Origin of the sequence: Mesorhizobium shangrilense, assembly GCF_028826155.1 — a bacterium.
Taxonomy (GTDB): Bacteria; Pseudomonadota; Alphaproteobacteria; order Rhizobiales; family Rhizobiaceae; genus Arvimicrobium; species Arvimicrobium flavum.
The window spans coordinates 3,881,004-3,893,132 of record NZ_JAQGPN010000001.1 but is presented as its reverse complement, the minus strand read 5'-3'; the positions used below and the strand labels follow the sequence as shown (position 1 = coordinate 3,893,132).

Below are 12,129 nucleotides of genomic sequence, written 5' to 3'. Positions count from 1 at the left end.
AGGCATTTAACGTCCATGCCCGAGCCGGCGGCGAGACCGCCGCGACGCATCGGCGCTCTTGCGCCGGCGCGGTCGCGATGGTTTAGCGTCCGCTCGCTTCGGTTCGCGACAGTCTCGCGGCCGCCCCAAACATCCTGAACACGTTGGACCAAGCATGATCCGCCTGGAAAGCATCGGCAAGCAGAACGGCAAGCAGATCGTCTTCATCGAGGCGTCTGCTGCGCTTCAGCGCGGCGAGAAGATCGGGCTGGTCGGCCCCAACGGCGCGGGCAAGACGACGCTGTTCCGCATGATCACCGGCGAGGAGCAGCCCGACGAGGGACAGGTGGCGGTCGATCGCGGCGTCACCATCGGCTATTTCAGTCAGGACGTCGGCGACATGGCCGGCCGCAGTGCGGTACTGGAGGTGATCGACGGCGTCGGCCCGGTCAGCGCGCTGGCGGCGGAAATGGCCGAGCTGGAAGCCGCGATGGGCGACCCCGACCGCGCCGGCGAGATGGACGAGATCATCGCGCGCTACGGTGAGGTGCAGGGCCGCTTCGACGAACTCGACGGCTACGCGCTCGACGGTCGCGCCCGCGAGGTTCTGCACGGGCTCGGCTTCAGCCAGGAGATGATGAACGGCGACGTCGGCAAACTTTCAGGCGGTTGGAAGATGCGCGTGGCGCTGGCAAAAATCCTGCTGATGCGGCCCGACGTGATGCTCCTCGACGAGCCCAGCAACCATCTTGACCTCGAAAGCCTGATCTGGCTCGAAACCTTTCTCAAGGGATTTGACGGCGCGCTCCTGATGACGTCGCACGACCGTGAATTCATGAACCGGATCGTCGACAAGATCGTCGAGATCGACGGCGGTTCGCTCACCTCCTATTCGGGCGACTACGAGTTCTATCGCCAGCAGCGCGCCGTCGCGGACGTGCAGCAGCAGGCCCAGTTCGAGCGCCAGCAGGCGATGCTCGCCAAGGAGATCGCCTTCATCGAACGCTTCAAGGCGCGCGCCTCGCATGCCGCGCAGGTGCAGAGCCGCGTCAAGAAGCTGGACAAGATCGACAAGGTCGAGCCGCCCAAGCGCCAGCAGACGGTGCGTTTCGAATTCCAGCCGGCGCCGCGTTCGGGCGAGGACGTGGCCACGCTCAAGAACGTCCACAAGAGCTATGGCGATCGCCGCATCTACGAAGGGCTCGACTTCCAGGTCCGCCGCCGCGAGCGCTGGTGCGTCATGGGCGTCAACGGGGCCGGCAAGTCTACCCTCCTGAAGCTCGTCGCCGGCGCCTCGGAACCGGACGACGGCACGGTGGCGCGCGGCCCGAGCGTCAAGATGGGCTACTTCGCCCAGCACGCCATGGAACTGCTCGACGGAGATCGCACAGTGCTGCAGTCGCTGGAGGATTCCTTTCCGCAGGCGGGCCAGGCGCCGTTGCGCGCCCTTGCCGGCTGCTTTGGGTTTCCGGGCGATGAGGTAGAGAAGAAGTGCCGCGTGCTTTCGGGCGGCGAGAAGGCCCGGCTCGTCATGGCCAAGATGCTGTTCGATCCGCCGAATTTCCTCGTTCTCGACGAGCCGACCAACCATCTCGACATCGCCACCAAGCAGATGCTGATCGAAGCCCTCTCGCGCTACGAGGGGGCGATGCTCTTCGTCAGCCACGACCGGCATTTCCTCGCCGCGCTGTCGAATCGCGTCCTGGAACTGACGCCGGACGGCTTTAATGCCTATGGCGGCGGCTACACCGAATATGTCGAGCGCACGGGCCAGGAGGCGCCGGGCCTGCGCGCGTAGGGACCCCGGACCCTTCGCAATCGACAGCCGGCCGGCAACGGTCGAAGACCTGCGGGGCGCCGCTTCACTCGAGTCCCGCTACGTCAAGCGGGCACGCCCGCACGCCCGACCGGCCGGCGGGGCAGACCCGGTTGGTGTGCCTGCCGCGGTGTGATAAATTGCAACCAGACCAGCATTGCTCAGGCGCCGATCGCTTCCCACGGAGGAGTCACGATGCGTGCCATGTCTGCGTTCAGCGCCCTTCCCATCATTGCAACCTTGTTCGCCGGAACCGTCTTCTCCGGGCCGGCCGCCGCCCAGACGGCGGTCGATCCGGCCCCGATGACGCTGGATTTCCTGCGCGGAGCGGTGGAGGACAGCATGCGGCGCATGGCAGCCCGCGACAAGAAGGTGGAGCCCAAGGTCGAGGAAACCGGCGGGCCGAAGGAAGCCGCGCAGCCACCGGAGCCGAAGGCGCCGAAGGGCGCCTCGGCGCATGAAGCGTCGCCCGATGCCGAACTCGTCGAGAGCAAAGCGGAACCAATGAGCCGCACGAAGCCCAAGGCGGGCGCCGGCCTCTCGCGGAGCCCGGGCTTCGATCCGGGCGACTGGATGCAGCTGAGCTTCGTCGGCGCCTCCTTCACGCCCGAACCGGGCATCGGGGACACGCTGCTGAAGGCGCTGGAAAGCGGGCGCGGCGACGACACCTTCGCCTTTCTCGTCATGGAGACGGATCCCGACGAGGCCATGCAGCAGGATCTGCAGAAGCTCGGCGTCGAGCTGCTCGGCCGTCACGACGACGCGCAGAAGGTGCGGCTGCCGCTCAACCGCGGGGTTCTCGATGCCATCCTGCGGCTGCCGGGCGTGCATTCCATCGGCTATGCCCGGCCCGAGCAGAAGATCGAGCCGGCCCTGGCGCGGACGCTCTCGGCCTATGGCAGCGACGCGGACCGTTTTCCGGTCATCGTCAACCTGTTCGCCGCCGACCGCGACAACGTCTTTGCCCGCAGGATGGAGGAACTGGGCGTCGAGATCGTGTCCTACGACGCCGGCCTGCAGGCCTACGAGGCGCTGGCCTCGCTGGGCGAGGTGCGGCAGCTCGCCGAGCAGGATTTCGTGCTGTTCATCGAGGTCGAGAAGCCCTCGCAGGGAGGGCATGACGAGAGCATGCCGACAACCAGCGTCGACTACATCCGCGCCGCCGGCTTCACCGGGGTATCGACGGTGTTCGGCATCCTGGACACCGGCTTCATGGTGGGCGGGGCGGCCGCGACCATGCACCAGGACCTCAACAAGAACGGCTGCGGCGCGAATTTCACCACCGACGCGGCCGGCGTGTGGAACGACCAGAACGGCCACGGGACCCACGTGCTGGCGACAGCCACGGGAACCGGAACCGCGCAGGCGCGCTTCCGCGGCGTCGCCACCGGCGTCGGCGACCGACACCGCATTCGCGCCGGCAAGATATGGAACAGCATGAACAGCGGCCAGAATGCATGGCTGCGCAACGCCATGGATTTCCTGGACGACGAGACCGCGTGCGACGCGCCGCGGCCCGAAGTCATCAATCTCAGCGGCGGCGCGCGGGGCACGTCGATGAACGGCACAGACGCGGAATCGCGCAAGCTGGACGACAAGGTCTGGCAGTTCCGGCAGGCCTACATCGTGTGCGGCGGCAACACCGGGCAGGGCGCCGGCACCATCTGGTCGCCGGGCGTCGCCAAGAACGCGCTCACCGTCGGCAACGTAGAGGACAACACCGCAAACCAGGTCGGCGAGCTGGCCTTCAACTCAAGCTTCGGCCCGACGGGCGACGGACGCATGAAGCCCAACGTTGTCGCGACTGGACGCACGGTCACCTCGGCAGACGCCGGCACGACCAACCAGTATGCCAACGACGCCGGCTGCAGCATGGCGACGCCGCATGTCAGCGGCATCGCCGCCACCCTGCTGGAGCACTATCCGGACTTCCGCGGCAGGCCGCATCTCTTGCGCGCGCACCTGATGGCGTCGACCGTGCTCCACCACGACGAGGTGCTGCCGGCCAACAACAGCTCGGGCGGCCGCAACGACTTCGGCCTCGGCCGGCTGTCGGACTACCAGTCGCACTGGGCGCACAACAACCCGAACGGGTGGACCGGGCACTGGGCCTGGTGGAACGGCATCACCAACAACCGTTGGGGCAGCTGGGACCTCGACGTGCCGCGCGGCACCGACCGCCTCGTCGTCGTCATGGCCTGGGACGAGCCGCAGTCGAGCTCGGGCGCGACCGCGGCGGTGACCTATGACCTCGACCTGTGGGCCGACTTCAACGCCGACTGCACACCGGACGGCCACGGCCAGTGTGGCGAGTGGGCCTCGCAGTCCTATGACGACAACACCGAATACCTGATCATCGACTTCCCGCCAGCGGGCGTCTACCGGCTGAAGGTGATCAACTGGGACGCGCCGTCCTTCGGCCTGCCGACCGCGATCGCCGCCAAGATCGTCCGCGGCGATCCGACGCCGGCCACGTCGCTGAGCGCTTTCGCGAACCCGACGAATCCCGCCGTCGGCTCGACGGTGACGATCACCGCGCGCGTCGACAACCCGGCCTTCGAGGCCTACGGGGTGCATGCGGCGGTGGCAGCCGTCCCGGCCGGCGTCACCCTGCTGGAGACCAGGACCGTGCGCGAGGACGGCGTCGCCATGACCTTTCCGAACGCCACAGGCCTGACGCTGGGCAGCATCGTGCAGGGGGATTCGCGCGAGGCGACCTGGCGCTTCCGCATCGACACGGGCGGCCCGAAGACGTTTGGCGTGCGCTCGTGGTCGGACAATGGGGGGACGAACACGCGGAATGTGGTGGTGACGCCGTAGCTCGACAGCCTGCTCTTCCAAGACGCCGATGCCTATCGGCGGATTGGTGAAGCCCGTTACACCTAAGCAGAAAGCGCGAGCCCTTCTTCAATGGAGCAAGAAGAGGGGCGCGCCTAGTTACCCGTTGTAGGAGGAGCGGGTTCCGTTGTGCTGCCCGCCTGCTTATCCAGAAGAGCTTGCAGGCCACGAGTTAGCTCTTGTATCTGGGTTGCGTTTTCTTCGGCAAGAGTAAGTGCCTGATTCGCACGATCGACTGAGGCCGTTGTAACCATGATGCCGTTGCCGAACATGGCTGCACCGATGCCAAGAGCCGCCAGAACAGCCGCGACGATGCCGATTGCGGTTCCGACAAGAAACGACTTAGAAGGAACATGCGACAGCTGGCTTGACGTTTGTTCGCGGAATAGCGCCAAGTCAGCTCGCATTCCTGAAAACTCTGACTTCACCTCTGCCAGAGTCTTTTCAACCCGAGCTTCTGTTCGCTCAAGCCTTGCTTCCATTTCTTCTCGCGTAATCGACATATTTGCCCTTGCAACGCCACTTGAAGAATATGGTCGCGATATAGCACCCGCGCCTTCAGGATGCGAGGCGCCGAATTCTCCAGAAGCGGACCCTGGTTGACGAGATGCGGGTGGAACCAAGGCGAATACGTGGCCCGACGAAGCAGGAGCAACGAAACCATCCATTTGGTGAGCACCCATGTCGGCTACTCAACAACGGCGGCGGGCATTGTTGCCGTTGTCTCATTTTTCTCGTGAGCGTCCAACACAGATGAAATCACATCCCGAAAACGCTTTACGTCTTCAACCGACATGGCGATGGCCGATCTCATAGTAATCGGGGAATCGATGCCCCACGCCTCTCCAAGCACTATGCGAACAACGTTCTCTACGGGATGCGAAACAACGAAGCGGTTCGCCCTGAATGCAGGAATCGCGTATGTAGCCTCCATCAACTCACTCGAAGCTACTTCGGCACGCGCATCACCTTCCATCGCAATCCTCCCCTTGACCCGCATAATAGAAGCACGAGTCAGCGGAAAGCGCGACTCAGGAAGAGGAATCCTGCTCCTTATCTTCCGAGTTCTGAGATTTTGGCTTGGGCGGCTGGTCGTGCGGCTTTGGATGTGCCTTCAACATCCGCTTCAGAGTTTCGTTGAAGCGGACTTCTTCCGTCTTCTTCTGATCGGTGTCCGGCATGGATAAGGAGCACGCTGACAGGTTCAAGAACCTCTACACCGCCGTGGGACAGATGACGATACGATGGGCGGCGGTGGAGACGAATATAGATATCTTGGTCTGGGTCGTTATGCAGAAGTTGCAGACCGGCGAGGCCGAAACTCCCCGCGCCCTGAACCGAAAAACGCGCCTGTTGCGCAAATGGTTCACGAACTTACCAGAACTGCGCCCCTTCAGGGAGCAGGGCGTCTCCGTTGCCGATCAGGCAGACAGCTTGGCAGACACGCGAAACTGGATTGTTCACGGCGTCGTCGCCAATGTCCTTGAGTATGCGCAGACCGGCGACATTCAATTCAACAGAACGCGCTACGGGAAGCAAACCAACACGATGGAGCAAAAGCGTGTTCGTATCCGCGACATCGATGATTGCAGCGTCAAGCTTCTAATCTTCATGAACGAGACGCTCCGCTTCGGCTACGAAATCCAACGCGCGCTGGACAGTCCTAGCCGATAGTTCGCTGAACGGCTCTCCCGTTCCTTCTGCCTTCCCAAAGCATCCCGCTGATTTCACACTCTATTGCCTCACGCTGCTCTGGCGTGAGACTGGCCCGTCCCTTCTTTTTTACGGAATCGGCCCTGCTTTGTCGTGCATCGCTCTAGGAAAAAATTCCTTGACACCGTGACGGTGCTTTGGTAGCTTCTCGATATCGTCGGAAAACTGCGCCTCAGGGGCTGCGGCCGGCGACTTTTTCTTCCCCTCGATCCAAGGTCTCTTCTCCATGCCTCAGGCCATCAGCCCGGAGCGGTGGGATGCTGCGCGGGCGCTGAACAGGCTTGAGGCGCCGACGCAGGCGCTGATTGCCGCCGCGATGGGCGTCCATCCCAAAACCGTCGCCCGGGGAATCGCGCGGGGCGGCGGGGCGAAGCTCGATTTCGGCCGCAGGGACGTGCAGGCCGCGCACCGGGAACTGCGCGACCGGCTGCTCCGGCGCTTCCTGGCCGGCGAGGCCGGCGACTTCGAGCCGGCAGGACATGCCGTTGCCCCGCCGCAACAGCAGGCCGGGGCAGCGGGGCAGGCGACGCCATCCGATGCCGACCAGCCGGCGCGCGCCGAGCGGATCTCCACGCTGTTGCTGCAGCATGCCGACTGGCTGCTCGCCTGCGCCGGCGCGGCGCCCGACGGCGCGCTGACGAAGCAGCAGGTCGATACGGTGGTGGCGATGATCCGTCTGGCCGAGAAACTCCAGGAGCATGCCGCGGAGCATGCGGTCCAACAACAAACGAGAAGCGATGCCGAAATCGCCGAGATCCTCAAACGAGTTGACGAGCGCATCGTCGAACTGGCCCGCGGATATGCAGCGCGGCTGGTCGCCGGCGAACCTGACGGCTGAGCAGGCCGAACGCGTCCTCGCCGAGTGGGTCGGCAAGGCGCGCATCGAGCAGTACCCGATCGGACGCCGGCCGCGGACCTTCCTGCTGATCGGCGGGCGCGGTTCGGGCAAGACCCGCACGGGCGCAGAGTGGGTTGACGCCGCCGTGCGCGGCCTGCCGCCTTTCTCCTACGCGCTGAAGCACCGGCGCATTGCGCTGGTGGGCGAGACGCTGGCCGACGCGCGCGAGGTGATGATCGAGGGACCGAGCGGAATCCTGAGCCTGGTGCGCCAGGCGCGGCCTCGCTTCGAGACGAGCCGGCGGCGGCTGGTATGGCCGTGCGGGGCGGTGGCGCAGATCTTCTCCGCCGAAGACCCGGACAGCCTGCGCGGGCCGCAGTTCGAGGCGGCGTGGTGCGACGAGATCGGCAAGTGGAAGAACGCCGAGGCGACATTCGACATGCTGCAGTTCGGCCTGCGGCTGGGGGCTGCGCCGCGCCAGATCGTGACGACGACGCCGAAGCCGACGCCGCTGATCCGCCGCCTGCTTGGCGACCCGGCGACGCTCACCCGTCGCATGCGCACCGACGACAATGCGGCGAACCTGGCCGAGGGTTTCGTCGGCGCAATGCGGAAGAGATACGGCGGCACGCGGCTGGGACGGCAGGAACTTGACGGCGAACTGATCGAGGATCGCGAGGACGCGCTGTGGTCTCGCGCTGCGCTGGAGGCGGCCTTCGTGGCGGAGCTTCCGGAATTGCGGCGGATCGTGGTGGCGGTGGACCCGCCGGCAAGCTCGCGCAAGACCTCGGACGCCTGCGGCATCGTCGCGGCGGGGCTGGCCGAGGACGGGCGGGTGACGGTGCTGGCCGACGCGACGCAGCGCGCGGCGAAGCCGCAGGAATGGGCCGCGGCCGCCGTCGGGCTCTATCACAGGCTGCAGGCCGATTGCCTGGTCGCCGAGGTGAACCAGGGCGGCGACATGGTGACGGCCGTGATCAGGAGCGTCGATACGGACGTGCCAGTGCGGGCAGTGCGGGCGCGGCGCGGGAAATGGATACGCGCCGAACCGGTGGCCCTGCTCTATGCGCAGGGGCGCGTACAGCACGCCGGGCGGTTTTCCGAGCTGGAGGACGAGATGTGCGATTTTGGGCCGAACGGGCTGTCCAACGGCCGCTCGCCGGACCGGGTGGACGCGCTGGTCTGGGCGGTGACGGAACTGATGGCCGACAAGAGCGCAGAACCCAGGGTGCGCGGATTGGGGTGAGCGCTATCGCGTCCGCGGGGCGGATCGCGATGGCTTTGCGGCCGGCGGAAAATCAGGAAGGACAGGAACATGCCATTTCATCTTCCCTGGCGGAAGCCGGCGGCTGCACATGCCGTGTCCGAGCGCAAGGCGGCGCCCTACGGCTTCGTCGCCCTGCATCTCGAGGGCGAGGCCCGGTGGACCAGGCGCGACTATGCCGGGCTCGCCCGCGAGGGTTTCATGCGCAATCCGGTCGCGCACCGGGCGGTGCGGATGATCGCCGAAGCCGCCGCTGCGATGCCCTGGCTGGTCTATGAAGGCACCGCGGATCTTGACGCGCATCCGCTGCTCGACCTGCTCGAGCGGCCGAATTCGGGCCAGGCGGGCGCGGCCTTCATGGAGGCGATCTACGGGCACCTGCTGATCTCGGGCAACGCCTACGTGCAACTGGTTGACGGCGGCGAGGGCGCGCGCGAACTGCATCTTCTGCGGCCTGACCGGGTGACGGTGGCGACCGATGCCGCGGGGTGGCCGGTGGCGCTCGACTATCGCGAGAACGGGCGGCGGCGGCGCATTGCGCTCGGCGACGCGTCGGGCGGCGGGGCGCTCCACCTGAAGCTGTTTCATCCGCTGGATGAGCACTACGGCTTCCCGCCACTGGAGGCGGCGCTGATGGCGCTCGACACGCACAATGCGGCGGGCCGCTGGAACAAGGCGCTGCTGGACAATTCGGCGCGGCCCTCTGGCGCACTGGTCTATGCGCCGAAGGAGGGCGGCAACCTCACCGACGAGCAGTACGAGCGGCTGAAGGTCGAACTGGAGGACGGCTATTCAGGCGCGGCGCGCGCCGGGCGGCCGCTGCTGCTCGAGGGCGGGCTCGACTGGAAGACGATGGGCCTGACGCCGAAGGACATGGACTTTCTGGAAGCCAGGAATGGCGCGGCGCGCGACATCGCACTCGCCTTCGGCGTGCCGCCCATGCTCCTCGGCATTCCAGGCGACAACACCTACGCCAACTACCAGGAGGCGAACCGCGCCTTTTACCGCCTGACCGTGCTGCCGCTGGTGTCGCGCACCGCCAAGGAACTCTCGGCCTGGCTGACGCCGCTGTTCGGGCACGGCCTCCGGCTCTGGTTTGACGCCGACCAGGTGGCCGGTCTCACCGGCGAACGCGATGCGCTCTGGGCGAGGGTTGGCGCTGCCGGCTTCCTCAGCGAGGACGAGAAGCGGGAGGCGGTGGGGTATGGGAAGAGGGGAGTAGCGGAACCACGTTCCTACGCTGGCGCTAGACAGGAAACCTCCTGATCCCTGCCACTGACTTCGCTCACGACCGAAGTGTGCTCCCCTACTCCCCTTACTCCCCTAGTCCCTCCAAGGGAGTTCACCACAATGACCGAGATCACCGAGGCGGCGTGGCTGTGGGTCGCCAAGGGAGCCGGCGCGGTCGCGGGCTCCGCAATTTCGCTTGCCTACCTCCTGCCGCAGGGCCGCCGTGAGGCGGGGGTGCGCTTCGCTGTCGGCGTCGTCTCGGGACTTGTCTTCGGCGGCGCGGCAGGCGTGAAGATCGCCAAGGAGCTTGGCATCGAGGACGTGCTGAGCTCCGGCGAGATCCTGATGATGGGCTCGGCGACCGCGAGCGTGTGCGCCTGGTGGGCGCTGGGATTCCTGATGCGCGGCTTCGAACGCGGTTTTTCGGCCTATCGGAAGGATGAACATGGGCGGTGACGCAACAGACATGCCGGTCGAGCGCAAATATGCCGAACTCGGACTGAACGAGGTCGACGAGGACGGCTCTTTCTCGGGCTATGCCAGCCTGTTCGGCAAGGTGGACCTCGCCAACGACGTGGTGGAGCGCGGCGCCTTCGCACAGTCGCTGAAGCGGCGCGGGGCGGCCGGCATCCGCATGCTCTTCCAGCACGACCCGAACGAACCGATCGGTGCCTGGGCCGAGATCCGCGAGGACGCGCGCGGCCTGTTCGTGCGGGGAAAGCTGGCCAAGGAGGTCGTGCGCGCCCGCGAGGTCCTGTCGCTGATGCGCGGCAGGGCGCTGGACGGCCTGTCCATCGGCTTCCGCACCGTGCGCGCCAGAGCCGATGCAGCGAAGGGCGTGCGGAGAATCCTGGAGGCCGATCTCTGGGAGATTTCGGTGGTGACGTTCCCGATGCTGCCCGAAGCGCGCATTGCACAGGTGAAGGGGCGGTTGCCGACCGTCCGCGAATTCGAACGCTGGCTGACGCGGGATGCGGGCCTGAGGCGAAGCGATGCCCGCACGGTGATCGCCCGGGGCTTCGCGACCTTGATCCGCGAGCGGGACGCCGCAGCCAAACGTGCCGGCGATCTTGCCGGCGCCATCCGCGCGGCGACGCGCCTGATGCAGCAGAAGGATCTCCGTTGATGACAGAAGCGAGTTTGAAGGTCGCTCCCGAGGTGAAGTCGACGTCCGCCAGCAGCGAGGTACAGGACGCCTTCCACGAGTTCATGGCGACATTCGAGACGTTCAAGGAGGACAACGACCGACGCCTGGCCGAGATCGAGGCCAAGTCGGCCGACGTGGTGACGACCGAGAAGGTGGACCGCATTTCACGTGCGCTGGACGAGCAGAAGCGGGCGATCGACCAGCTGACACTGAAGAAGCTGCGGCCCGGTCTCGGCCGTGTCGCGCAGGCGATGCCGAGTGAGCACAAGCAGGCCTTCGAGGCCTATGTGCGAAGCGGCGACGACAGGCAGCTGAGGGCGCTCGATACCAAGGCGATGTCCTACGGCTCGGGCCAGGACGGCGGCTATCTGGCGCCGGAGGAGACCGAGGCCGAGATAGGCAAGCGGCTCTCCACGCTGTCGCCGATCCGTTCGATCGCTTCGGTGCGCCAGGTCTCGGCGGCTGTGCTGAAGAAGCCTTTCGCCCTCACCGGACCGGCCACCGGCTGGGTGGCCGAGACGGCGTCGCGTCCGCAGACCAATACGCCGACGCTGGCCGAACTCTCGTTCCCGACCATGGAACTCTACGCCATGCCGGCGGCGACCGCGACGCTGCTGGAGGATTCCATCGTCGACCTCGACCAGTGGCTGTCGAGCGAGGTGGAGGTGGCGTTCGCCGAACAGGAAGGCGCGGCCTTCGTCAAGGGCGACGGCGTCAACAAGCCGCGCGGCTTCCTCAACTACGACGTCGTGGCGGAGGCGAGCTGGACCTGGGGCGACATCGGATACATCGCCACCGGCGTCGCCGGCGCCTTTGCCGCCAGCAATCCGGCCGACAAGCTGATCGACACGGTCTATGCGCTGAAGGCCGGCTACCGCCAGGCCGCCAACTGGGTGATGAACAGGAAGACGCAGGCGGCGATCCGCAAGTTCAAGGACGCCGACGGCAACTACCTCTGGCAGCCCCCTGCCGCACCCGGCAGCCGCGCCATGCTGATGGGCTTTCCGCTGGTCGAAGCGGAGGACATGCCGGACATCGCCACCGACGCCACCGCCATCGCCTTCGGCGACTTCTCCCGCGGCTACCTGATCGTCGACCGTACCGGCATCCGCGTGCTGCGCGACCCGTACTCCGCCAAGCCCTACGTGCTGTTCTACACGACCAAGCGCGTCGGCGGTGGCGTCCAGGATTTCGACGCGATCAAGCTGTTGAAATTCGGAACCGCATAAGAAACCGGGGCGAACCGCTCACTGATCGGCAGCGCCCGCTTCCTCCCGGCCCACGCTGCCGTGGCGGCCCCGGCT

At 66.1% G+C, this 12,129-nt stretch carries 11 protein-coding genes; 9 read left to right on the top strand and 2 right to left on the bottom strand.

From position 1 onward, the window contains the following. Positions 1-154 precede the first annotated feature (154 nt). Both PD284_RS18885 and PD284_RS18880 read left to right on the top strand, forming a co-directional pair. Positions 155-1,777, top strand: a complete 1,623-nt coding sequence (locus PD284_RS18885) for an ABC-F family ATP-binding cassette domain-containing protein (RefSeq protein ID WP_274629687.1) — start codon at positions 155-157, stop codon at positions 1,775-1,777. A 213-nt stretch (positions 1,778-1,990) separates the two neighbouring features. After that, complete coding sequence (locus tag PD284_RS18880; RefSeq protein WP_274629686.1) at positions 1,991-4,615, top strand: S8 family serine peptidase; 2,625 nt, start codon at positions 1,991-1,993, stop codon at positions 4,613-4,615. 113 nt (positions 4,616-4,728) lie between these two features. Here the strand turns inward: PD284_RS18880 and PD284_RS18875 are convergent, their stop codons facing one another. Together PD284_RS18875 and PD284_RS18870 are read right to left on the bottom strand one after the other, a co-directional pair. Next, positions 4,729-5,115, bottom strand: a complete 387-nt coding sequence (locus PD284_RS18875; protein WP_274629685.1) for a hypothetical protein — start codon at positions 5,113-5,115, stop codon at positions 4,729-4,731. Positions 5,116-5,321: 206 nt separating this feature from the next. Then, positions 5,322-5,609, bottom strand: a complete 288-nt coding sequence (locus PD284_RS18870; protein ID WP_274629684.1) for a hypothetical protein — start codon at positions 5,607-5,609, stop codon at positions 5,322-5,324. A 203-nt stretch (positions 5,610-5,812) separates the two neighbouring features. Between PD284_RS18870 and PD284_RS18865 the strand changes: the two genes are divergently transcribed. The 7 genes from PD284_RS18865 to PD284_RS18835 all read left to right on the top strand — a co-directional run bounded on the left by PD284_RS18865 (position 5,813) and on the right by PD284_RS18835 (position 12,054). Beyond that, the gene (locus tag PD284_RS18865; protein WP_274629683.1) at positions 5,813-6,307 is read left to right on the top strand and encodes a hypothetical protein; all 495 of its coding nucleotides are present in this window, start codon (positions 5,813-5,815) and stop codon (positions 6,305-6,307) included. A gap of 265 nt (positions 6,308-6,572) precedes the next feature. Continuing rightward, complete coding sequence (locus PD284_RS18860; RefSeq protein WP_274629682.1) at positions 6,573-7,184, top strand: hypothetical protein; 612 nt, start codon at positions 6,573-6,575, stop codon at positions 7,182-7,184. Continuing rightward, positions 7,147-8,430, top strand: a complete 1,284-nt coding sequence (locus PD284_RS18855) for a DNA-packaging protein (RefSeq protein WP_274629681.1) — start codon at positions 7,147-7,149, stop codon at positions 8,428-8,430. Before PD284_RS18860 ends, PD284_RS18855 begins: the two co-directional genes overlap by 38 nt. Positions 8,431-8,499: 69 nt before the next feature. Next, positions 8,500-9,714, top strand: a complete 1,215-nt coding sequence (locus PD284_RS18850; protein ID WP_274629680.1) for a phage portal protein — start codon at positions 8,500-8,502, stop codon at positions 9,712-9,714. 84 nt (positions 9,715-9,798) lie between these two features. Next, on the top strand, positions 9,799-10,134 hold the full coding sequence (locus tag PD284_RS18845) for a DUF6107 family protein (RefSeq protein WP_338036666.1): 336 nt from the start codon (positions 9,799-9,801) through the stop codon (positions 10,132-10,134). After that, positions 10,124-10,804 carry an HK97 family phage prohead protease gene (locus PD284_RS18840; protein ID WP_274629679.1) on the top strand — a complete coding sequence of 227 codons (681 nt, stop codon included), beginning with the start codon at positions 10,124-10,126 and terminating at the stop codon, positions 10,802-10,804. Before PD284_RS18845 ends, PD284_RS18840 begins: the two co-directional genes overlap by 11 nt. Continuing rightward, positions 10,804-12,054 carry a phage major capsid protein gene (locus PD284_RS18835; protein ID WP_274629678.1) on the top strand — a complete coding sequence of 417 codons (1,251 nt, stop codon included), beginning with the start codon at positions 10,804-10,806 and terminating at the stop codon, positions 12,052-12,054. Before PD284_RS18840 ends, PD284_RS18835 begins: the two co-directional genes overlap by 1 nt. Positions 12,055-12,129 lie beyond the last annotated feature (75 nt).